Here is a 21,739-nt window from a genome sequence, read left to right on the forward strand (position 1 = left end):
AAATGATCAAGTCCGTCTCCACCACGCCCTATCTGGACCAGAAACCCGGCACGTCGGGCCTGCGCAAGAAGGTTCCGGTCTTCCAGCAGCCGAACTATGCGGAGAACTTCATCCAGTCGATCTTCGATTCGCTGGAAGGCTATCAGGGCAAGTGCCTCGTCATCGGCGGCGACGGACGCTACTACAATCGCGAGGTCATCCAGAAGGCGGTCAAGATGGCCGCGGCCAATGGCTTCGGCAAGGTCATGGTCGGCAAGGGCGGTATCCTGTCGACGCCGGCCGCTTCCCACATCATTCGCAAATACAAGGCTTTCGGCGGCATCATCCTCTCCGCCAGCCACAATCCCGGCGGCCCGACCGAAGACTTCGGCATCAAGTACAACATCAACAATGGCGGCCCGGCGCCGGAAAAGATCACCGACGCGATCTATGCGCGCTCCAAGACGATCGACAGCTACAAGATCGCCGATTTCGCCGACGTCAATCTCGACCGCATCGGCAAGGACGAGCTTCCCGGCGGCACGATCCTCTCGGTCATCGATCCGGTCGAGGATTATGCCGCGCTGATGGAAGAGCTGTTCGATTTCGGCGCCATCCGCAACCTGATCAGCCTCGGCTTCCGCATTGCCTTCGATGGGATGAGCGCCGTCACCGGTCCCTATGCCAAGGAAATCTTCGAGAATCGTCTCGGCGCTCCCTCGGGTTCGGTGCGCAACTTCATGCCGCTGCCGGATTTCGGCGGCCATCATCCGGACCCGAACCCGGTGCACTGCAAGGAACTCTTCGACGAAATGATGGGCGATGACGCGCCCGATTTCGGCGCCGCTTCCGACGGCGACGGCGACCGCAACCTCATTATCGGCCGCGGCATCTTCGTCACGCCGTCCGACAGCCTGGCGATCCTTGCCGCCAACGCCAATCTCGCCCCCGGCTATTCCGGCGGCCTCGCCGGCATCGCCCGCTCGATGCCGACATCGGGTGCTGCCGACCGCGTCGCCGAAAAGCGCGGCATCGGCATGTATGAAACGCCGACCGGCTGGAAGTTCTTCGGCAACCTGCTCGACGCCGGCATGGCGACGATCTGCGGTGAGGAAAGCTCCGGCACCGGTTCCAGCCACGTCCGCGAAAAGGATGGCCTCTGGGCCGTGCTGCTGTGGCTGAACATTCTTGCCGTGCGCGGCGAGAGCGTCGCCGATATCGTCACCCAGCATTGGCAGACCTACGGCCGCAACTATTATTCGCGCCATGATTATGAAGGTCTCGACACCGATGCGGCGAACGGCCTGGTGGATAATCTCCGCAGCCAGCTTCCCACCCTGCCCGGCGAGAGCTTCGGCAACCTGAAGGTCGAGAAGGCCGACGACTTCGCCTATCACGATCCGATCGACAAATCGGTGAGCGAGCATCAAGGCATCCGCGTGCTCTTCGAAGGCGGCTCCCGCGTCGTCTTCCGCCTGTCCGGCACCGGCACGTCTGGCGCAACCTTGCGCGTCTATATCGAGCGCTACGAGCCGGATTCGACTCGTCACAACATCGAAACGCAAGAAGCGCTCGCCGATCTGATCGCCGCCGCCGAAAGCATAGCCAGCATTCGTGAACGCACGGGACGCGATGCGCCAACCGTGATCACCTGATCCGGGGGGAACATGCGGGGGAACAGTTCGGCGCAAGCCGGCGCGATCGTCTTCGAGACCGGCGTCGAATTTGCCGTATGGTCGCATCATGCCGCACAGATCGAACTCTGCCTCTTCGAGGATGACGGCAACAGGGAATTCGCGCGCCTGCCGATGGCGCGCGACAGCAACCACATCCATCGACTGTTTGTCGACGGATTGAAGGCGGGCGCGCGCTACGGCTATCGCGCCGACGGTATTTATGCGCCCGATAACGGCCTCTGGTTCGATCCCTCCAAACTGCTGATCGATCCCTACGCCAAGGAGATCGATAGGCCGTTCCGCTACGATCCCCGCCTCGGCATCTATGGCGAGGACAGCCAGGATCTGATGCCGAAGGCGATTGTCACCACCGATACCCGAGCCGCGATCAGCAAGCCGCTCTTCAAACCGGGCGGCTTTATCTATGAGGTGGCGGTACGGCCCTTCACCATTCTCCATCCCGACGTGCCGGAGGCTGAGCGCGGCACGGTCGCAGCGCTTGCCCATCCCTCCGTCGTCGCACATCTGAAGCGGATCGGTGTCGATGCCGTCGAACTGATGCCGATCACCGCCTGGATCGACGAACGCCACCTTCCGCCGCTCGGCCTCACCAACGGCTGGGGCTACAATCCCGTCGCCTTCATGGCGCTCGACCCGCGGCTCGTGCCTGGCGGCATGACCGAGTTGCGCCAGACGGTCGCGGCCCTCCATGCCGAAGGCATCGCCGTCATCCTCGACCTCGTCTTCAACCATACCGGCGAGAGCGACCGTTACGGCGCGACGCTGTCGCTGCGCGGCCTCGACAACCTGCATTATTATCGCCACGCCCAGAATTGCCCGGGCGAACTCGTCAACGACACAGGCACCGGCAACACGCTCGCCTGCGATCATCCTGAGGTTCGCCGCCTCGTCATCGACAGCCTACGCCATTTCGTGCTCAACGCCGGCGTCGACGGTTTTCGCTTCGATCTCGCCCCGGTACTCGGCCGCACCGCGACGGGCTTCGAACGCGACGGAACACTGGCCTCGATCCTCTCCGACGATGTGCTTGCCGACCGGATCATGATCGCCGAACCCTGGGATATCGGCCCGGGCGGTTACCAGCTCGGCAATTTCCCGCCGCCCTTCCTTGAATGGAACGACCGGGTTCGCGATGATCTGCGCTGCTACTGGCGCGGCGACGATTGGAAGACCGGCGCGCTGGCAACCGCACTTGCCGGCTCCTCCGACATCTTCTCCCGCAACGACGGCAACGAGACGCGCAGCGTCAATTTTCTCGCCGCCCATGACGGCTTCACGCTGATCGATCTCGTCTCCTATGCCGCAAAGCACAACGACGCCAACGGCGAACACAATCGCGACGGCCATAACGAGAATCATTCCTGGAACAACGGCGTCGAGGGGGAAACCGTCTATCCGACGATCCGCAAGCGTCGCCGGGACGATGTGATGGCGCTGATCTCAACGCTTTTTGCCACCCGCGGCAGCATCATGCTGACGGCGGGCGACGAGGGCGGCCGCAGCCAGCACGGCAACAACAACGCCTATTGCCAGGACAACGAGATCACCTGGCTGGACTGGAAGGCGTTGGACGAGGGTCTCATCGCCCATACCGCCTTCGTTGCAGGGTTACGTCGCCGTTTCACCGTTTTCTCCGAAACGGGCTTCCTGGCGGGAAATGGCGATGTCGAATGGATTTCGCTTTCCGGCGAACCGATGAGCGTTGCCGAATGGGAGACGCCGTCGCTCTCCACCCTCGGCATGCTGTTATCGACCGGTGACCGCTCCTCTCGCGGCAGGCAGACCAGGCTTGGTGTGCTTTTCAATCGCTCGGGGAGCCGCCAATTTTTCACGCTGCCTTCTCAGAGCGAACCGGGCTGGCGCCAGTTGACCCCGGATGGAGCGAAGAAAACCGGTGGCCGTGCAACCGTCGAGCCACGCTCGATTGCCTTTTTCGTAGAAAATTGACCGCCTCCCGTCCCGCACGCAAATCCTTGTCGCAATCGTCACAAATGCACGATAAGGCTTTGCCGCGGCGGCTTATTTCACGAGGAATTCATGGTCACGGAAATTTCACTCTCCGACGTGCGGGGATTGATCGGCATGGAAACGGGCCTTTCGGATTGGGTCACCGTCGACCAGACGATGATCGACGCCTTCGCGTCGGCGACCGACGACCATCAGTTCATCCACGTTGATCCCGCACGCGCGGCGGCCGAAAGCCCCTTCGGCGGCACCATCGCCCATGGCTTCCTGACCCTGTCTCTGCTGTCGACGATGAACTACAACTGCCTGCCGAAAGTGCGCGAGCAGACTCTTGGCATCAATTACGGCTTCGATCGCGTCCGCTTCATGACGCCGGTGAAAAGCGGCGCCCGCGTTCGCGGTCGCTTCCTGCTTTCCGAAGCCCGCTTCCGCGGCGCCGGCATGCTGATGACCACCTATGACGTTACGATCGAGATCGAAAACGAGAAGAAGCCGGCACTGACGGCAAAATGGATCACCATCATCCAATTCGACCCGAAGGACCGTCCCGCGGACATCTGAGCAAAATCGCTTTGTTATTCGGCCGAATTGAACACGGCTTCGAGAGCATGTCCGTCGGGATCCATGACGAACGCCGCATAATAGTGCTCACCGTAATGAGACCGCAGGCCGGGACGACCATTGTCGCTGCCGCCATGCGCGATTGCCGCCGCATAAAACTGATCGACTGCCTGGCGGTTCGGCGCGGCAAACGCCAGATGAAAACCCGGGCCGGGCGCACGCTGGCCGTCCGGGCGATGCTTGATCGCCAGCTTGTCCCCGCCGCCGGGAAGGCCGTAGCCGATTGCCTCCCCTGTTTGCCCTGGCCTGATATCGTCCCAGACCCTGATATAGCCGAGCGCGGCAAGGGCGGCATCGTAAAATGCCGCCGACCGCTCGATATCGGAAACACCGAGGGAGACATGGTGCAGCATTCGCTTACCCCTTGAATGAGCGCACGCCCGCGATTTGCTGAGACTCAGTGCCCAGCGTCTTCAGCCGCCTCGTTCAGCAGCCCGAAGACATAATCCGAAAACGACCGCCAGCACTCCACCCGGAACGTGTCTTCTTCCGTACGGAAAAGCACGATTTCCGCCTTGCCGAAGACCGTGCGCGATGCGGCGCCGACCGGAAAGGAAGAAAGCGACAGATCCTGTGGGCAGCCGCCCGAAAGCGTCGCCTCGGCACCCGGTCCCGAAACGATGATCGCGACATTGCGGTGGGAAACGTCGGTCGCCGAATGCAGCGTACCGGCGGCGGAAAGTGCAGCCATCAGACCGGCGCCGGCCTCATCGATCACCAGCCACTCGTCCGGGCCAATCCAGAGCGCCGATCGGGCGCCGGCCCGGCCGGATGTCTTCGGAGCATCCGGCAGCGTCAGGCCGAGAGCAGAAGAAAGTGCCGAGAGCGATTCCGCCGGCGCGCGTAGCGCCACCCGGCTGGCCGTGGGTGCGGTCGTCAACCGCACCGCTGCGGAGCCGCCGAGACGTCCGGCCAGCGCCGGTTTGCGAATTGCGACATCAGCCATGGATGCGCCCCCCTTCCTTGTCAAAGAATACCAGATCCGTCACTTCGACGGCGATCGTCCGGTCCGGCATCGGCACATAGAGCGTTTCGCCCATCCGCGCCCGGCCGCCGGCGACGAGCGCGAAGGCAATCGACCTGCCGCAATTGTCCGACCAATAGGCTGATGTGACGTGGCCGAGCATGGTCATCGGCTTCGGCTCGTTCGGGCTCGCGACGATCTGCGCGCCTTCTTCGAGCACCAGCTTCGGGTCCTTGGTGACGAGGCCGACGAGCTGTTTGCGCCCGTCCTTGACGAGATCCGGCCGCTTCAACCCGCGGATGCCGACGAAATCCGTCTTTTTCTTCGAAACCGCCCAGGAAAGTCCGGCGTCATCGGGGGTCACCGTCCCATCGGTATCCTGCCCGACGATGATGTAACCCTTCTCGGCGCGAAGAACGTGCATCGTCTCCGTGCCGTAGACGCAGGCGCCGAGCGGCTCAGCATTGGCCCAGACCGCTTCGAGAACCGACTGGCCGTAATCGGCCGGCACATTGATTTCGAAGCCGGTTTCACCGGTGAAAGAGACGCGGAAGAGCCGCGCCGGCACGCCGCAAACCGTGCACTCGGCAACGCTCATATGCGGGAAGGCCTCGTTCGAAAGATCGAGCCCTTCGACCAGCGGCGCGACGATCTCGCGCGCCTTCGGTCCCTGCACGGCGATGACAGCCCATTGTTCGGTCACCGAAGTCAGCCATACCTTCAGATGCGGGAATTCCGTCTGCAGGTAATCTTCCATGTGATGGAGAACACGCGGCGCGCCGCCGGTGGTCGTCGTCACATGGAAACGGTCGTCCGCCAGGCGTCCGACAACGCCGTCGTCATAAACGAAACCGTCCTCGCGGGTCATGATACCGTAGCGGGCCTTGCCGGGCTTCAGCGTGTCCCAGGCATTGGTGTAGATGAGGTTGAGAAATTCCGCCGCATCCGGCCCCACCACCTCGATCTTGCCGAGCGTCGAGGCGTCGAAGATACCGGCCGCCTCGCGTGCCGTCCGGCATTCGCGAGCCACCGCCTGATGCATGGTCTCGCCGGCCTGCGGATAGAACCAGGCACGCTTCCAGTTGCCGACATCCTCGAAGACCGCGCCATGGGCTTCTTCCCAGGCATGCAGCGGCGTCTTGCGCGTCGGATCGAACAGCTCTCCGCGCGAATGACCGATCAGCGTACCGTAGGTAACCGGCGTATAGGGCGCACGGAAGGTGGTGAGGCCGACCTGCGGGATTTCCTTGCCGAGCATTTCAGCGGCAATCGCCAGGCCATGCATGTTGGAGAGCTTGCCCTGGTCCGAGGCCATGCCGTTGGTCGTGAAGCGCTTGATATGCTCGATCGAATGCATGCCCTCGCGCACGGCAAGGCGGATATCCTTGGCGCAGACGTCATGCTGGAAATCGATAAAGGCCTTGGCGTTGGTCTTCGGCCCGGCGCCTTCGGCAGCACCAATCATGCCGCCCGTCCAGTCATAGGCCTGTTCGGCCGAAATTGCGATCTTCTCGCCACTGCTTCTGCCGGTGGCCTGCGCCATCAGTTCGCCGGCGGCAAGCGACTCCTCGATCGTCCGCTGCAGGTCGTCGGTGCCGTTGCACGCGCCGACCGAGAGGCAGTCCTGCGCATAGGAGCCGGGCAGGAAACGCTGGCTTTCGGCATCGAAGGCCACTTTGCCGCGCGACTGCGAGAACAGATGGACGGACGGCGTCCAGCCGGCCGAAACCAGCAGCGCATCGACCGCGATCTTGCGCGGCGAACCGCCGCCGTTGCGCGCCACCGTCATCGACGAGATGCGCAGCCGTCCCGAGGTGTTGACGATCGATTGGCCGGCCAGAACATCGATGCCGAGCGTACGCGCCTCCTCCAGCACCGCCGCTCCCGGCGTCTGCCTGCAATCGACGATGGCGGCGATCGAAACACAGGATCGTTTCAGGTCGAAAGCCGCCTCATAGGCCGAGTCGTGCGCCGTGTAGATGCCGACTTTGGCCCCGACCGCAACGCCGTAATGATTGAGATACATCCGCCCCGCCGAGGCGAGCATGATGCCCGGCCGGTCGTTGTTCGGAAACACCATGTGCCGCTCGATCGCGCCGGTGGCAAGGATCACCCGCTTGGCCCGGACCTGCCAAAGCCGCTCGCGCGGCAGATCGCGGGAAGGCTTGGCAATATGATCGGTGACGCGCTCGGCAAGACCGACGAAATTGTGGTTGTAGTAGCCGAAGGCGGTCGTGCGGGTGAGCACTTCGACATTATCCATCGCCTTCAGCCGCGCCACGGCCTTCTGTGCCCAGCTATTGCCGTCCTGTCCGTCGATCCTCACGCCGGCATCGTAGCGCAATGCCCCGCCCGCTTCCGCCTGCTCGTCGCAAAGGATCACGCGGGCGCCGGTCTCGGCCGCAGCCAGCGCCGCCGAAAGCCCGGCAACACCGGCGCCGACCACCAGCACGTCGCAATGGGCATAGCGGCTGGCATAATGGTCCGGATCCTCCTCCGTCGGTGCGACGCCGAGGCCGGCGGCACGACGGATGAGCGGTTCGTAGACGTGTTTCCAGGCGGCGCGCGGCCACATGAAGGTCTTGTAGTAGAAACCAGCGGCAAAGAACGGCGACATCAGGTTGTTGACCGCACCGACGTCGAAGGCAAGCGAGGGCCAGCGGTTTTGCGAGCTGACGATCATGCCGTCGAAGACTTCCTGCACGGTGGCGCGCACGTTCGGCTGCTTGCGTGCCGTATCGCGGGAAACGTCGATCAGCGCGTTCGGCTCTTCGGCCCCTGCCGACAGAATACCGCGGGCCCGGTGATATTTGAACGAACGGCCGATGAGATGCACGCCGTTGGCGATCAGCGCCGAGGCGACGGTATCACCTTCGAGCGCCGTATAACTCTTGCCGTCGAAGCTGAAGCGCGCGGTCCTGGCCGGTGTCAGGCGCCCCTTGCCGGCGATACGGTTCACGCCGCTCATTGCGCCTCTCCTTCCACGGCTTCATATGTCTCGACAGGCCCATGCTGCTTGGCCGCCGCACCGATCTCAGGCTTTGGTTCCCCCGCCTTGTAGGTCATGATGAACTTGTCGGTCACCGTATCGCGCGCCGCGTTGAAGAAGCGCCCGCAGCCGTGAATATGCCGCCAGCGCTCGAAGATCAGCCCCTTCGGATTGTCGCGGATAAAGAAATAAGACTCGAATTCCTCGTCCGAAATCGAGGCGATATCGGCGGGCCGCGCGATATGCGCGTCACCTGCGCCACGGAATTCGAGCTCGGAGCGCTCTTCCTGACAGTAGGGGCAATAGATCAGCAGCATGTGTTACCCGTCTTAGAGTTCCGACCCGGAAACATTGGTTCCCGGAGGTTGATTGCAGAGACGCTTTCCCATCGTCACATAGGGAATGAGGCGCTTGAGAAGCTGTTCGAAATTGTCATAGGGCTCCAGCACATCGGTCATGCCGATATTCGCAAAAGCCATCTTGGCGATATCGTTGTCGATCACGAAGGCACGTCCCGGCGTTCCGCCGACCTCAGGCACGAAATAAACGGCTGGTTGGCGCAGGATCATCGCGCAAAGCAGCGTGCCGCTCTCGGCAACGAAGGGCCATTCGCTTTCGCCGGCAACCCTGTGGATCTTCTGCAGGCGGAAATCTCCGACGCCGGGAAAGACGTCACCGGCCGGCATTGCCGCGCCACTGATCCCGATCGTCAGGAGAGCCGCCGTCCACATCAGTGTGCCACCGCCGCCGCCGCCGCCTCGTCGATCAGCCGGCCACTGCGGAAACGATCCAGCGTCAGCCCGGCATTGAATTTGTGCGGCTCGTCGCGGGCAATCAGATGCGCGAAGAGATTGGCCGAGCCCGGCGTCGCCTTGAAGCCGCCGGTGCCCCAGCCGCAATTGACGTAAAGCCCGGGAACCGGCGTCTTCGACTGGATCGCCGAACGATCCGGCGTATTGTCGACGATGCCGCCCCATTGCCGCATCATCTTGACGCGCCGGAACATCGGGAAGAGCTCGCAGATAGCGTCGAGCGTGTGCGTGATGATCTGCAGCCCGCCGGTCTGGGAATAGGAATTATACTGGTCGGTGCCGGCGCCGATGACCAGCTCTCCCTTGTCGGACTGGGAGATATAGGCATGCACCGTGTTCGACATGACGACGCAGGGAAAGATCGGCTTCAGCGGCTCGGAGACCAGCGCCTGCAGAGGGCTCGATTGCAGCGGCACGCGCACACCAGCCATCTGCATGATTGTTGTCGTATGGCCGGCCGCCGAGACGGCGATCTTTCTGGCGCCGATGAAGCCACGCGAGGTCTCGACCCCGGTCACCTGTCCGTCCGGACCGCGCCGGATGCCGGTCACTTCACAATTCTGGATGATGTGCACCCCGCGGTCTGAGGCCGCCCGCGCATAACCCCAGGCGACCGCGTCGTGCCTGGCCGTGCCGCCGCGCCGCTGCAGTGCTGCGCCGTTGATCGGGTAGCGCGCGCTGGCCGAGATATCGAGCGGCGGACAATAGGCCCTCGCCTGCTCCGGCGTCAGCCATTCATTGTCGATGCCGTAGAGCCGGTTGGCATGGATATGCCGCTTGAAGGACTGCTGGTCGTGAATATTGTGCGAAAGCATCATCACGCCGCGCGGCGAATACATCACATTGTAGTTGAGCTCCTGGGAAAGCCCTTCCCAGAGCTTCATCGAATGCTCGTAAATGTGCATGCTCTCTTCGTAGAGATAGTTCGAGCGGATGATGGTGGTGTTGCGCCCGGTATTGCCGCCGCCGAGCCAGCCCTTCTCGATCACCGCCACATTGGTGATGCCGTGCTCCTTGGCGAGATAGTAGGCAGCGCCCAGCCCGTGGCCGCCGCCGCCAATGATGACGACGTCGTATTCGGCGCGCGGCTCAGGCGAAGTCCACTGCTTCTCCCAGCCCTTGTGGCCGCGAAGGGCCTCCCGTGCCACGGCAAAAACCGAATATTTCCGCATCCGCCTTCTTCTCCTTCGGGAAAGGGCTTGTTCTCCGCGCTCATACAAATCGCAAATCCAAATGCGGCACAACGGTTCTTTTGCGACGCGCGAGAGCTTTGCTTTCGACACGCTGACGAGAATGCCGTTCCAGGCGGATGACGCAAGCGTCTGCATTTCCGCTGAGCCGCCGGACCGCCCCTAACCCAAGAGGGTGAGAAGACAAGCAATTGCTAAAATGTTAACAATCGCACGTTCCCGGGGTACGTGTATCATGTGGGGTTGGCGCTCAGTATCAATCGCGATGCTTTGCATCGCGTTAAGCGGCGCATGGCCGGCGCTCGCCGCCGAGCCGGTTGGCCAGGCCGTCGTCATCAAGACGCAGGTGACGGGACAGAGCGGGCCGATCGAGGTCGACACCAGCGTCCATCGCAACGAGCGCATCAAGACATCACCGTCGGGGCTTGGCCAATTCGTGTTTCGTGACGGCACGAAGCTCGCGGTGGGCTGGGGTTCCTCGGTCGTGATCGACAAATATGTCTTCGATGATTCCCAATCGGTCAAGAAACTGACGATCAGGGCAGCAAAGGGCACATTCCGCTGGGTCAGCGGCAATTCCAACTCCTCGGCCTACCAGATCCTGACGCCGGCCGGCACGATCGGCGTGCGCGGCACCGCTTTCGATTTCTACGTCGGCCCGGATGGCACGACCGCCGTCGTGCTGTTGAATGGTGCTGCCCGTTTCTGCGGCCCGGGCGGCTGCCGGCAATTGCAGCAGCGCTGCGATTGTGTGGTGGCCAAGCCGAACGGCGATATGTCGGCGGCACGCCGGGTCGATCCCAGCATCCTCGCGACACTTGGAAATCAGCGCGCCCTGCCCTTCCTCTCCGGCAATCAGCGGCTTGCAGGCGGCATCGGCATGCTCGGCGGCTGCAATATGGCGTCAGCCGCGCCGGAAAGAAGGGACAGGAACCGGCCCCCGCCTCCGGCTTCGCCCGATCCACAGAAACAAGATCCGCCGCCGAAACAGGCCGAGCCGCAAAAGGAAAGGCCACACAAGCCCGATAAGCCGCATCACGACAAACCGCACCATGATAGGCCACATCACGACAGGCCGGATAGGCCCGACAAGCATGATGGACACGACAGGCCGGACGGCCATGGCCGGCATGACAGGCCGGGAAATCACAGCCAGAATCACGGGAATGACCGGGATCATCGAGGACACGACCGCGACCATGGCGGAGATCGTGATCACGATAAGGATCGTGATAGAGATCACGACAGGGATCGCAACCACGACAAGGGCCGGAGTTTCAATCGGAACCGCTGACGCCTTCAGTCAGCCGCGCTCTTCTCGAAGCGGCCAGGCACTTCGCGAAAATGATCGGTCCTGCCGGAGATCCGCTGATAGAATTCCGCCAAACCGCCGATCACCTGCACCGCCCGTAGCTTTGCCGTGCCGATAAGCTTGCGGGTGTTCTTTGAATGCGAAAGCAGGGCCTGCATCAGTTGCTGGTGAACGACAACAAGTGCTGCAAACTCGGCAGATGCTGCAACGCGCTCGTCGCCGACGACGGCGAGGATCTGCGTTCGGCTGCTCTTGCCCTTGAGCGGGATGGCACCGGCCTCGATCAGCGCCATTCCCCGCACCGACCTTGCCGTGCTGTCGGATATCAGAATATCGAAGCCGACCTCTTTGCAGCATGATTCCAGCCGCGCCGCGACGTTGACGGCATCACCAACCGCCGAATAGTTGAAGCGCGTCTTGGCGCCCATATTGCCGACGCAGGCAAGGCCGGTATGGATGCCGATGCCGATCCCGACCTCTTGTCCTGGCCCGAAGCCGAAGGCGTCGCCGGCGTTCAATTCGGCCAGCGTTTCGCGCATGGCAAGTGCTGCGCGAACGGCCTTGGTTTCATGATCGGCCACATCGACAGGCGCATTCCAGAACGCCATGATCGAATCGCCGATGAACTTGTCGAGCGTGCCTTCATGGGCCACCACATGGCGGCTCAGCGCATCGAGCAACGTGTTCAGGAACGCGACGACATCTGTCGGCGCCAGCCGCTCGCTGATCTCTGTAAAGCTCCTGACGTCGACGAACATTACCGTCAGTTCGCGATCGTCGCCGCCGAGGCGCAAAGCATCGGGGGTATGCTCGATGCGGTGGAGCAGCGATGGAGAAAGATAATGCCCGAAGGCGCGCCGCACCGCGCGCCGCTCCCTGTCGATCACCAGGATCCGGAACGAGGTCGCGGCAAAATGAATGATCGATCCGCTGACGATCGGAGCCAGCGGATCGAAGAGAAGTCCTGCATAAAGAAACGACAGCCAGGACGCCACCAGCGCCATGGCCGTGATCAGCAGGCCGCAGATCAGAGCGACGGCGGGGCTGACGAAGGTCGTCACCACGACGAGCAGGCATCCGACCACCGCGATCGTCAGGATTTCCAACCCGTCGGCCCAATCGGGCCGCGACAGGAAATGGCCGGAGAGGATCTGCTCGACGGCTTGCGCATGCAGCGAAACGCCGGGAACGTTCTCGCCAAGCGCGGTGACGCGGATGTCCTGCAGGCCGGCCGCCGATGTGCCGACAAAGACGATGCTGCCGTCGATGGCGGCCGCGACCTCGGGAGAGGCCCCTCCGGCCGCGAGCACCTGACGGGCGGATATATAACGCTCGGCCCGGTCGGGGCTGACATAGAGCCAGAGTTCGCCTGCTGCCGTCAGCGGCACGACGAAATCGCCGACCTTTGCCGATGTCATGATGCCGGCGCGATCGGGCGCGCCCGATAGCACATAGGTCGATGCCCCCTGTGCGACGCGCAGGGCCTCGATTGCGAGATTGGGATAGAGCTGTTCGCCGTCTGTCAGGAACAGCGGCACCGCCCGCACCACCGGCGAGGGGTTGCCGGGATTGAGGCTGATATGGCCGAGCCCCGCCGCATTGGCCTCCAATTGCGGTCTGAGCGGCGTCGAGGCGCCGAGATAGGGTGGGGCCGAGACGGGGCTTTCGCCGGTGAAGGCGAAGCCCGCCTTGACCGGCGGCCGGTAGTTGCCCTCGTTGGAAAGTCCGAAGCCGAGCACGACGGGTTTTCCGGCAATCGAACGGGCGAATATCTCGTCATTGTCGGGCAGCTTCTCGGCCAAGGACGGATCCACACCGGCAACGTCGCGCACAACATTGCGCGGCGACAGCCGATCCGGCTCGGCGAAGAGAACATCGAAGGCGATGGCCGAGGCACCCATCTCCGAAAGCCGGTCTACGAGCAGAGCCATCCGGTCCCGCGGCCACGGCCACTGGCCGAATTCGCGCAACGACGTCTCGTCGATGTCGATCACGCGGACCGGCATCGGCTCGAAGGTCCTGGGAACCAGCCGCTGATACTCGTCGAACGTCACGCCGCGGATCAGCTTGAAAATCCCAGGATCGCCTGCCCGGAGGAGCGTCAGCATAGCCACGATCGCTAGGCCGATAACGACACCGATTTGCTGCACGCGCGTCATGATCTCACCGGCTGTCCCTCCGACGGCCGACAGAACGGCCCGCACCTGCCGGCAGACAGGCTACGCCGCTTTCGGTCCAAACGCCATTCGCAGATGCATCCCGGGCGCTGTCTTTTCAGCATCCTGAGCTACGAAACCTATGCGCTGGTGAACGAAATCGTCGACGCCGGAGCACGCCGATCGCCCAAGGGTCAGGACGGCTCTCAAGGAGGCAATCGCCGCGCTGGACGAAGCTGCGCCCGAACCGGCCGGATCATGACTGGATTACGCGAAGCATGATTTTTCCGCCCGCCTCCCATCCCCATCTGGACTTCCCCTACCCGATCTGCTATTTCGCGTCACCAATCGCAAGGCTCCGGCCGCGCGAACGTAATTATTTTGCCTCAGGCCGCTGCGCCGCCTCCGGCATCAACCAACCAAAGGAACGTGATTCTCGTGCAGGTACTTGTCCGCGATAACAATGTTGATCAGGCTCTCCGCGCTCTCAAGAAGAAGATGCAGCGCGAAGGCATTTTCCGCGAAATGAAGATGCGCGACTATTACGAGAAGCCGTCGCAGAAGCGTGCTCGCGAAAAGGCCGAGGCTGTTCGTCGCGTTCGCAAGCTGGCCCGCAAGCGCGCCCAGCGCGAAGGTCTGGTCGCAGCACGCTGAGCGTTTCCGTCGTTATTTCGACGTTTTCAGATGCATTGTGGCGGGGGCGATCGGTTCGCCGCCGCCTTTTTTAGTTTGCCGCTGAGAGATCGCATATCCGCGCACCGGATATGCCGTATGGGGAAAGCGAGCCCGAATGGCTGTCAATACCTTTAATCCGTCCCGCGCTCTGCGTTTGCAGAAAACGGCATTCCTGCCCGCTTTGGCGCTGGCGGCAATGTTCGGCCTCGCCGGCTGTGAGACGACCAATACCACGGATGCCGTGATCCGCATCGACAAGGCGCAGGGCTCGGAAGAGAACATCGCGTCGCTGACGGCGGTCATCAACGCCAATCCGAGGGATCCCGAAGGTTACAACGTCCGTGGTTCCGCCTATGGCCGCGCCGGCCAGTTCCGCCCGGCGCTGAACGATTTCAACACGGCATTACAGATCAATCCGCGGTTTTTCCAGGCTTACGCCAACCGCGCTCTCGTTTATCGCAACATGGGCCAGCAGGCCCAGGCGATTACCGATTACAATGCCGCCCTGCAGATCAATCCGAGCTACGACGTCGCCTATATCGGCCGCGGCAATGTCTATCGCATGGCCGGCCAGGATGATCAGGCTTTCAACGATTTCGACAAGGCGATCCAGCTCGGCACCACCGATGGCCGCGCCTACCACAATCGTGGCCTGATCTATCAGAAGCGCAATCAGCAGGATAAAGCGATCGACGATTTCTCGAAAGCGATCTCGCTCGCCCCGAATTCGGCCGAGCCCTATAATGGCCGCGGCATTTCCTATATCGCGCTGAACGACGACGACAACGCCTTTGCCGATTTCAACCATGCGATCGAGCTTAACGGCAACATCGCCGAATCCTGGGCCAACCAGGCGCTCGTCTACGAACGCCGCGGCGACAAGGCGAAGGCTGCCCGCTCCTATCGCCATGCGATCGGTCTCGATCCGAAGTACCAGCCGGCTCGTGACGGCCTTGCTCGCGTCGGCGTCGCCCCAGCCGGCTAAGGACATCATTGGGCAGCCCGAAGCATCGGGCGGCGCAACGGCCTCTTGCCGGTCGCGCCCTCGGAGCTGTCGGCCAAAGCATTGATGTTCAAGCGAATCTTCCGGTCGCTCGATGTCATCGAGGTGACAGCGTGCTAACCCGGGCGGAGGAAGCGACGCAGCCGCAAAGCCGGCCGCACCGTCTTGCACCGAGAAGCGAAAAAGCGTCCATCATCGTTGATGGCCTGTCATAGTGTGTTGCAACCTGCTCTCGCTCCCCCTAACATGGACCTGCTTCGATAGCCCGCTATCGGATGTTCGAACACGTGTTGGGGGCGGTTTGCGAGAGATGCGGATCTTTGCTTTCCTGGCCGCAGGCGAAAATCGTTGCGGGCCACGCGCATTACAGCGCCGCGCGTCTTTTCAAACGCACGAAGAACGCTTTAGCACTTTGAATTCGTGCATAATTTGGTCCTTAAATCGATTCCGATTTAAGGAATTATGCATGCGTGCATTCGATATGGCGTAACAGATGAAAATCGTAGCGCTGTTCTTTCCCAAGGCTTCGATCGGCACCTACCTCGTCGCCATGGCGGTGGCGATCGCACTGCCGATCTTCGCCTTCGTGGCGCTGCTTCTGCTGCAGCTGGAGGACAACCAGCGTTCGACGCTGAAGCGCGAGACGGCCCAGGATGCGCTTGCCCTTTCACGCATCATCGACCGCCAGCTTCAGGACATGGCGACGACGCTGCGGCTGCTTTCGAGTTCGCCGGAGCTTGAAAACGGCAATCTCGCCTCCTTCCATGAGCGCACGGAAACGGCCCTCAGAGACAATACGCTTTTCGTCATCGCCGTCGACCGCAGCGGCCAGCAACTGCTGAACACACGTCGGGCATTCGGCACGCCGCTCGGCAAGACGGCGAACATCCCTGCCCTCGAAGCGGTCATGGCTTCCGGTCGCATCGAGGCCTCCGACGTCTTTCGCGGCCGGACCAGCGGCGAATGGGTCTATAACGTCACCCTGCCACGGAAGAATGATCCGGTCGCAGCCCTCATCATCACGCAAAACGCAAAGGATCTGGGCAAGCTCGTGACCACCGAAGGTCTTGCCTCCGGCTGGTCGGCCGCCGTCATCGACGAGAGCGGCCACGTCGTTGCAGCCAGTGGCCCCGCCAATCTTGAACCCGGTACGCCCTTCGATCCGCGCATTCTGCCGGCGCTCACCGTGTCCCGCGGCGTCTTCGAGGACGAGACGATCCTGCCGCACATGCTCCTCGGTTATGCCCAGATTCCCGGTTGGTCGTGGAAGACGGTGATCTGGGGACCGATTGCCCAGGCTTCGATCCTCAGCACCTGGCGTTTCCTCATCATCGGCGGCGTTGCACTGGTGCTCGTCGCCGTGCTGGCCGCCTATGCCGTCGCAAGACAGGTGCGCACCACCATCCGCGATATCGCCGATATGGCAAACCGCATGGGCGAAGGGCATATCGTCTCACCGGTCGAGACCAGCGTCATCGAGGCGAACCAGGTAGCGATTGCCCTCTCGAATGCCTCTTTCGACCGTAGCCAGACCGAGGACCGGCTGCGTTTCGTCATGCACGAACTCGTCCACCGCACCAAGAATCTTCTGACGCTTGCTCAGGCAATGATGCGCCAGCTGGCCAAGCAGTCGGACAGCGTCGAGACCTTCCGCGCCGCCGTCGCCGACCGTCTTGAGGGGTTGGTGCGCTCGATCGAGCTCCTGACCAGCGAGCAATGGGGAGGTGTATCGCTACGGCGGGTCGTCGACATCCATTTGCACGCATTCCCGCAATCGCGCGAGCAGATCGACATCAGCGGCGAAAACTTCGTGCTGAAGCCGGATGCAGTGCAGAATCTCGGCCTCGCCTTGCATGAACTCGCCACCAATTCGGTGAAATACGGGGCGCTCTCCGTACCTCAAGGCCGTGTCCGCTTCGAGTGGCGCGACGTCAGGGAGGAAGACAAGCCGGATGCCCTGCTCCGCTTCACCTGGGAGGAACGCGGCGGCCCGCCTGTCACCCAGCCATCACGCTCGGGCTTCGGCACGACCGTTATCAAGGCTCATGCCGCCTCCGCCTTCCGCGGCACGGTCGAGATCGATTTCCGGCCCGAAGGCCTGTTATGGGTGCTGACGGCGCAACGCGCCACGCTGGAGCGGGAATAGAGCGCCGCGCGTCTCTTATGACGCGCTAAGGACGCTCTATCACTTTGAAACAGCGCCCGGAACAATCGCTATCTCCACCCGTTTCGGACAGGTCGTTCCAAAGGAGAAAGACCATGTTCAAGCAAACGATGATCGCAGCCGCGGCACTGACGGCCGTTGCCTGGGCGAGCCCGGCGGGCGCGGAAAACTATGTCACGCTTGGCCGGCTGGTCTGCGGATCGGATGGCGGCCAGGGTCTGATCGTCACCTCGCAGAAAAACCTCATCTGCACTTATACGTCGGCGGCCGGCGGCGCCAAGGCGGTCTATGCCGGCAAAATCGAGAAATTCGGCCTTGATATCGGCCAGACCGGCAAGAGCGTCATGATCTGGCAGGTGCTGGCAAAGACCGGCACGGATATCCCGCAATTCGCCCTTGCCGGCGAGTATTACGGGATCGGCGCCGATGCAAGCATCGGTGCTGGCGCCGGCGCCAAAGTCATCGCCGGCGGCACCGACAAGGCCTTCATGCTGCAGCCGTTGAACGTCCAGGCGCAGGAAGGTTTGAACCTGGCGATCGGCGTCGAGAAGATGACGCTCGTGCCGGGAGAGACCTGACGACAGTCGTCCAAGGCAGACAGTAGTTACCTGCTTACGTGAACCAAACAGCCGCCCGAAGGGCGGCTGCAACGATCAGTGCGCGAGCGCCTTGTTGATATCCTCGGTCATCTTCTTCGCGTCACCGAGCAGCATCATCGTGCCGTCCTTATAGAACAGCGTATTGTCGATGCCGGCATAACCCGAGCCGAGCGAGCGTTTGACGAAGAGGCAGGTCTTTGCCCGGTCGACGTCGAGGATCGGCATGCCGTAGATCGGTGAGGTCTTGTCATCGCGCGCCGCCGGATTGGTCACGTCATTGGCACCGATGACATAGGCAACGTCGGCCTGGGCGAATTCCGAGTTGATGTCCTCAAGCTCGAAAACCTCATCATAGGGAACATTCGCTTCGGCGAGCAACACATTCATGTGGCCGGGCATACGGCCTGCGACCGGATGGATCGCATATTTCACCTCGACGCCGTTCTTCTTGAGATTGTCCGCGAGCTCGCGCAGCGCATGCTGGGCCTGGGCGACCGCCATGCCATATCCCGGCACGATGATGACCTTCGATGCATTGGCCATCAGATAGGCCGCATCCTCGGCCGAGCCGAGCTTCACCGTCCTGTCTGACGTGTCTGGTCCGCCGGACGCCGTCTCACCGCCGAAACCGCCGAGGATGACGGAGACGAAGGAACGGTTCATACCCTTGCACATGATGTAGGAGAGGATCGCGCCGGAGGAGCCGACGAGCGCGCCCGTGATGATCAGCGCCAGATTGCCGAGCGTGAAGCCGATGCCGGCCGCCGCCCAGCCTGAATAGGAGTTCAGCATCGACACGACGACCGGCATATCGGCCCCGCCGATCGGCACGATCAGCAGAACGCCGAGCGCCAACGACAGCGCGACGACGGCCCAGAAGTCGAAATGGCTCTCGGTGGCGGCCAGCCCGATGATGAAGAGCACGATCAGCACCAACAGGCTCGCATTGATCACATGCCGGTAGGGCAACAGAATCGGCTTACCGGACATGCGCCCGTCGAGCTTCAGAAAGGCAATGATCGAACCGGTGAAAGTCAGCGCGCCGATCGCCACGCCGAGCGCCATCTCGACGCGCGCCTCGGTGTGGATGTGACCGATCTCACCGATGCCGAAGGAAGCCGGCGTGTAGAGCGCGGAGGCCGCGACCAGCACCGCGGCAAGGCCGACCAGCGAATGGAAACCCGCGACGAGCTGCGGCATCGAGGTCATGGGTATGGTGCGGGCGACATAGGCGCCGACACTGCCACCGATGGCAAGCCCAAGGATGATCAGCACGAAGCCGCCGAAGTCAGGCGTCGCCAGCACCAGCGTCGTCAGGATCGCGATGCCCATGCCGATCATGCCGTAGAGATTGCCCTTGCGGCTGGTAGCCGGATGCGACAGGCCGCGCAGCGCCAGGATGAAGAGCACGCCGGAGACGAGGTAGAGGAAGGCTGCGATATTGGTCATCAGTCCCTCACCGGTCCTTCTTGCGGTACATCGAAAGCATCCGCTGCGTGACGAGGAAACCGCCGAAGATGTTCACCGAGACGAGCACCAGGGCGACGAAACCGAAACCGGTCGCAAGGCCGCTGGTCGAGATGCCGACCGCCAGAAGCGCGCCGACGACGATGACGGAGGAGATCGCATTGGTGACGGCCATCAGCGGCGTATGCAGCGCCGGCGTCACCGACCATACGACGTAATAACCGACGAAGATCGACAAGACGAAGATGGCGAGCTGGAAGACGAAGGGATCGATCGCCCCGCCAGTCGCAGCACTTGCCGCTTCCGGTGCCTGGGCAGCCGCCGTGATCACGGCGGTCACCGCATGGTCGAGCTGCTCCAGCGCCCTGTCCATTGCTTCACTGGCCATCAGATGTCTCCCTTCTTCGCGCCGCCGAAGGCGGGATGAACCACGTCCCCGGCATAGGTCAGCATCGTCGCCTTGACGAGTTCGTCGTCAAGATTGACGACGACGCTCCGCGTTTCCTTGTTGACCATGGTCTCGAGGAAGGTCACGAGGTTCTTGGCGTAGAGCGCCGAGGCGCTGGCCGCAACCCGGCCCGGCATGTTGGCGAAACCGATCACGCTGACGCCTTCGACATCGGCGACCTCGCCGGGGACGACGCCCTCGATATTGCCGCCGCGCTCGACCGCGAGGTCGACGGCGACCGCACCCGACTTCATCGAGGCAAGCATGGCGCGCGAAACGAGCCGCGGCGCCGCACGACCGGGGATCAGCGCGGTGGTGATGACGATATCCTGCTTGGCGATGTGTTCGGCAACCAGAGCCGCCTGTTTCGCCTGATAGTCGGCAGACATTTCCTTGGCATAGCCGCCGGCCGTTTCCGCCGCCTTGAACTCTTCGTCCTCGACGGCGATGAACTTGGCGCCGAGCGAGGCGACCTGCTCCTTGGCAGCGGGGCGAACGTCGGTGGCCGAGACCGCGGCGCCGAGACGGCGCGCGGTCGCGATCGCCTGAAGACCGGCGACGCCGGCGCCCATGACGAAGACTTTGGCGGCCGGGACGGTGCCAGCCGCCGTCATCATCATCGGCATGGCGCGGTCATAAACCGCCGCCGCCTCGATGACGGCCTGGTAACCGGCAAGATTGGCCTGGGACGACAGCACGTCCATGGACTGGGCGCGGGTAATGCGCGGCATCAACTCCATCGCGAAAGCCGAAAGCCCGGCACTTGCCAGTGCCGCGATCGCTTCGTCATTGCCGTAGGGGTCCATGATGGCAATGATCACGGCACCGCTTTTATAGCCGGAGATTTCCGATCCGCTGGGCCGACGCACCTTCAGCACGACATCGGCCAAGGCTGCATCCGCAAAACTGCCGATCCTGGCACCGGCGGCCTCGAAATCCCCATCCGGAATCCGCGAAGCCGCACCGGCACCGGCTTCAACGACGACGTCGAAGCCGAAACTCTTCATCTTCTTCACGGTCTCGGCGGAGGCGGCGACGCGTGTCTCCTCGCCCGTGACTTCCCTTGCAACGAAAACGATATTGCCCAACTGCCCCCTCCTCCGGGTCAGCCAGACCGCCGCAGGTTTCCCTGCGCAGGCCAAGCACCTCATTCAAAAAGCTTCGGAGAAGCTCTCCTTCCCTCAGAGTGCCGTGCGTCCTTTCGGACGCACAAAGGACCGCTCTGACCCTCTGAATCTACGCGATCAGCGGAACAGGAAGATGCCGGCTGCGAGAAGAATGATGAAGACGAAGAGGCCACCGAGAAGGCCGGCGCCGCCGAAGAAACCAGCGGTCATCGCAAGCAGGAGGACGATGAGCAGCATCGAGCCGTATTTCGCGCTGGCGATGAACATGTCGTAGGTCTTTTCATGTTCTTTATAATCCATCGGCGCGCCGGTCTCGACCGGTCCGGTATGATGTTCGGCCATAAATATCGTCTCCCTGAAATGCCTCTGCGCTGCTCGATTCCCTAGCCTGAGCGAGGGAAATCCCTTCTTGCAGGGATTACACAATGACAGGCGAAAGCGCAATGCATGAGAATGCCGCAGGCGCGCGTGGCAACCGCGATGTCAGAGGCCTGGACGGACCTGAAGGACGGCTGATATCGCCTGCCGTCCATCGCCCTCCTCTGCCCGGCGGAGATCGTCTCTCCGTCGG

General features: G+C 62.5%; 19 protein-coding genes. 8 read left to right on the forward strand and 11 right to left on the reverse strand.

The features are described from left to right. The first annotated feature begins 2 nt into the window (after window positions 1-2). From ACM5SV_RS20810 to ACM5SV_RS20820, 3 genes are all read left to right on the forward strand, one after another. A complete protein-coding gene (locus ACM5SV_RS20810) occupies window positions 3-1,634 on the forward strand; it encodes an alpha-D-glucose phosphate-specific phosphoglucomutase (protein WP_017995190.1) in 1,632 nt (543 codons plus the stop codon). A gap of 12 nt (window positions 1,635-1,646) precedes the next feature. Beyond that, window positions 1,647-3,623 (forward strand): glycogen debranching protein GlgX, encoded by a 1,977-nt coding sequence (gene glgX, locus ACM5SV_RS20815; RefSeq protein WP_012758984.1) that lies wholly within the window; start codon window positions 1,647-1,649, stop codon window positions 3,621-3,623. A 90-nt stretch (window positions 3,624-3,713) separates the two neighbouring features. Next, window positions 3,714-4,202 (forward strand): MaoC family dehydratase, encoded by a 489-nt coding sequence (locus ACM5SV_RS20820; protein WP_012758985.1) that lies wholly within the window; start codon window positions 3,714-3,716, stop codon window positions 4,200-4,202. Window positions 4,203-4,216: 14 nt separating this feature from the next. Here the strand turns inward: ACM5SV_RS20820 and ACM5SV_RS20825 are convergent, their stop codons facing one another. From ACM5SV_RS20825 to ACM5SV_RS20850, 6 genes are read right to left on the reverse strand one after another with little or no spacing between them, the layout of a single operon-like run. Beyond that, entirely contained in the window at window positions 4,217-4,615 is a 399-nt protein-coding gene (locus ACM5SV_RS20825; protein ID WP_012758986.1) for a VOC family protein, read from the reverse strand. Window positions 4,616-4,659: 44 nt separating this feature from the next. Beyond that, on the reverse strand, window positions 4,660-5,208 hold the full coding sequence (locus ACM5SV_RS20830) for a sarcosine oxidase subunit gamma (RefSeq protein ID WP_012758987.1): 549 nt from the start codon (window positions 5,206-5,208) through the stop codon (window positions 4,660-4,662). Then, a complete protein-coding gene (locus ACM5SV_RS20835) occupies window positions 5,201-8,194 on the reverse strand; it encodes a sarcosine oxidase subunit alpha (RefSeq protein WP_222014771.1) in 2,994 nt (997 codons plus the stop codon). Before ACM5SV_RS20835 ends, ACM5SV_RS20830 begins: the two co-directional genes overlap by 8 nt. Continuing rightward, window positions 8,191-8,532 carry a sarcosine oxidase subunit delta gene (locus ACM5SV_RS20840; RefSeq protein ID WP_128405920.1) on the reverse strand — a complete coding sequence of 114 codons (342 nt, stop codon included), beginning with the start codon at window positions 8,530-8,532 and terminating at the stop codon, window positions 8,191-8,193. Before ACM5SV_RS20840 ends, ACM5SV_RS20835 begins: the two co-directional genes overlap by 4 nt. Window positions 8,533-8,544: 12 nt before the next feature. Continuing rightward, window positions 8,545-8,946 (reverse strand): hypothetical protein, encoded by a 402-nt coding sequence (locus tag ACM5SV_RS20845; RefSeq protein WP_012758990.1) that lies wholly within the window; start codon window positions 8,944-8,946, stop codon window positions 8,545-8,547. Then, a complete protein-coding gene (locus ACM5SV_RS20850) occupies window positions 8,946-10,199 on the reverse strand; it encodes a sarcosine oxidase subunit beta family protein (RefSeq protein ID WP_012758991.1) in 1,254 nt (417 codons plus the stop codon). Before ACM5SV_RS20850 ends, ACM5SV_RS20845 begins: the two co-directional genes overlap by 1 nt. Before the next feature lie 253 nt (window positions 10,200-10,452). On the opposite strand from ACM5SV_RS20850, the gene ACM5SV_RS20855 reads away from it, so the two are divergent. After that, window positions 10,453-11,511: a FecR family protein gene (locus ACM5SV_RS20855; protein WP_222014781.1), complete on the forward strand. Its 1,059-nt coding sequence runs from the start codon at window positions 10,453-10,455 to the stop codon at window positions 11,509-11,511. A 5-nt stretch (window positions 11,512-11,516) separates the two neighbouring features. Here ACM5SV_RS20855 and ACM5SV_RS20860 read toward each other — a convergent pair whose 3' ends face one another. Continuing rightward, complete coding sequence (locus ACM5SV_RS20860) at window positions 11,517-13,688, reverse strand: CHASE2 domain-containing protein (protein ID WP_222014782.1); 2,172 nt, start codon at window positions 13,686-13,688, stop codon at window positions 11,517-11,519. 435 nt (window positions 13,689-14,123) lie between these two features. Between ACM5SV_RS20860 and rpsU the strand changes: the two genes are divergently transcribed. The 4 genes from rpsU (at window position 14,124) to ACM5SV_RS20880 (ending at window position 18,105) form a co-directional block, all read left to right on the forward strand. Continuing rightward, entirely contained in the window at window positions 14,124-14,339 is a 216-nt protein-coding gene (rpsU, locus tag ACM5SV_RS20865; RefSeq protein ID WP_003542939.1) for a 30S ribosomal protein S21, read from the forward strand. A 136-nt stretch (window positions 14,340-14,475) separates the two neighbouring features. Then, window positions 14,476-15,345 (forward strand): tetratricopeptide repeat protein, encoded by an 870-nt coding sequence (locus tag ACM5SV_RS20870; RefSeq protein ID WP_222014784.1) that lies wholly within the window; start codon window positions 14,476-14,478, stop codon window positions 15,343-15,345. A 511-nt stretch (window positions 15,346-15,856) separates the two neighbouring features. After that, window positions 15,857-17,509 carry a sensor histidine kinase gene (locus ACM5SV_RS20875; protein WP_113546988.1) on the forward strand — a complete coding sequence of 551 codons (1,653 nt, stop codon included), beginning with the start codon at window positions 15,857-15,859 and terminating at the stop codon, window positions 17,507-17,509. A gap of 113 nt (window positions 17,510-17,622) precedes the next feature. Continuing rightward, window positions 17,623-18,105 carry a DUF992 domain-containing protein gene (locus ACM5SV_RS20880; protein ID WP_221968760.1) on the forward strand — a complete coding sequence of 161 codons (483 nt, stop codon included), beginning with the start codon at window positions 17,623-17,625 and terminating at the stop codon, window positions 18,103-18,105. Window positions 18,106-18,180: 75 nt separating this feature from the next. Here the strand turns inward: ACM5SV_RS20880 and ACM5SV_RS20885 are convergent, their stop codons facing one another. The 4 genes from ACM5SV_RS20885 to ACM5SV_RS20900 form a co-directional block, all read right to left on the reverse strand. Continuing rightward, window positions 18,181-19,575: an NAD(P)(+) transhydrogenase (Re/Si-specific) subunit beta gene (locus ACM5SV_RS20885; RefSeq protein ID WP_128405916.1), complete on the reverse strand. Its 1,395-nt coding sequence runs from the start codon at window positions 19,573-19,575 to the stop codon at window positions 18,181-18,183. Between the two features lie 7 nt (window positions 19,576-19,582). Beyond that, on the reverse strand, window positions 19,583-19,981 hold the full coding sequence (locus ACM5SV_RS20890; protein ID WP_003552830.1) for a proton-translocating transhydrogenase family protein: 399 nt from the start codon (window positions 19,979-19,981) through the stop codon (window positions 19,583-19,585). Continuing rightward, window positions 19,981-21,129, reverse strand: a complete 1,149-nt coding sequence (locus ACM5SV_RS20895) for a Re/Si-specific NAD(P)(+) transhydrogenase subunit alpha (RefSeq protein WP_012758999.1) — start codon at window positions 21,127-21,129, stop codon at window positions 19,981-19,983. The genes ACM5SV_RS20890 and ACM5SV_RS20895 overlap by 1 nt, the downstream gene beginning before the upstream one ends. A gap of 156 nt (window positions 21,130-21,285) precedes the next feature. Next, on the reverse strand, window positions 21,286-21,510 hold the full coding sequence (locus ACM5SV_RS20900; protein ID WP_003552834.1) for an aa3-type cytochrome c oxidase subunit IV: 225 nt from the start codon (window positions 21,508-21,510) through the stop codon (window positions 21,286-21,288). Window positions 21,511-21,739 lie beyond the last annotated feature (229 nt).

The sequence above is a fragment of the Rhizobium sp. CRRU65 genome (assembly GCF_048551595.1).
GTDB classification, from domain to species: Bacteria; Pseudomonadota; Alphaproteobacteria; order Rhizobiales; family Rhizobiaceae; genus Rhizobium; species Rhizobium leguminosarum_J.

Bases quoted from the DNA above. Each gene is read 5' to 3' on its own strand.
- ACM5SV_RS20885 (WP_128405916.1), bottom strand. From the start codon at position 19,575: ATGACCAATATCGCAGCCTTCCTCTACCTCGTCTCCGGCGTGCTCTTC.
- ACM5SV_RS20855 (WP_222014781.1), top strand. From the start codon at position 10,453: ATGTGGGGTTGGCGCTCAGTATCAATCGCGATGCTTTGCATCGCGTTA.
- ACM5SV_RS20820 (WP_012758985.1), top strand. From the start codon at position 3,714: ATGGTCACGGAAATTTCACTCTCCGACGTGCGGGGATTGATCGGCATG.
- ACM5SV_RS20810 (WP_017995190.1), top strand. From the start codon at position 3: ATGATCAAGTCCGTCTCCACCACGCCCTATCTGGACCAGAAACCCGGC.
- ACM5SV_RS20875 (WP_113546988.1), top strand. From the start codon at position 15,857: ATGAAAATCGTAGCGCTGTTCTTTCCCAAGGCTTCGATCGGCACCTAC.
- ACM5SV_RS20845 (WP_012758990.1), bottom strand. From the start codon at position 8,946: ATGTGGACGGCGGCTCTCCTGACGATCGGGATCAGTGGCGCGGCAATG.
- ACM5SV_RS20835 (WP_222014771.1), bottom strand. From the start codon at position 8,194: ATGAGCGGCGTGAACCGTATCGCCGGCAAGGGGCGCCTGACACCGGCC.
- ACM5SV_RS20870 (WP_222014784.1), top strand. From the start codon at position 14,476: ATGGCTGTCAATACCTTTAATCCGTCCCGCGCTCTGCGTTTGCAGAAA.
- ACM5SV_RS20850 (WP_012758991.1), bottom strand. From the start codon at position 10,199: ATGCGGAAATATTCGGTTTTTGCCGTGGCACGGGAGGCCCTTCGCGGC.
- ACM5SV_RS20840 (WP_128405920.1), bottom strand. From the start codon at position 8,532: ATGCTGCTGATCTATTGCCCCTACTGTCAGGAAGAGCGCTCCGAGCTC.
- glgX (WP_012758984.1), top strand. From the start codon at position 1,647: ATGCGGGGGAACAGTTCGGCGCAAGCCGGCGCGATCGTCTTCGAGACC.
- ACM5SV_RS20880 (WP_221968760.1), top strand. From the start codon at position 17,623: ATGTTCAAGCAAACGATGATCGCAGCCGCGGCACTGACGGCCGTTGCC.
- ACM5SV_RS20860 (WP_222014782.1), bottom strand. From the start codon at position 13,688: ATGACGCGCGTGCAGCAAATCGGTGTCGTTATCGGCCTAGCGATCGTG.
- ACM5SV_RS20900 (WP_003552834.1), bottom strand. From the start codon at position 21,510: ATGGCCGAACATCATACCGGACCGGTCGAGACCGGCGCGCCGATGGAT.
- ACM5SV_RS20890 (WP_003552830.1), bottom strand. From the start codon at position 19,981: ATGGCCAGTGAAGCAATGGACAGGGCGCTGGAGCAGCTCGACCATGCG.
- ACM5SV_RS20825 (WP_012758986.1), bottom strand. From the start codon at position 4,615: ATGCTGCACCATGTCTCCCTCGGTGTTTCCGATATCGAGCGGTCGGCG.
- ACM5SV_RS20830 (WP_012758987.1), bottom strand. From the start codon at position 5,208: ATGGCTGATGTCGCAATTCGCAAACCGGCGCTGGCCGGACGTCTCGGC.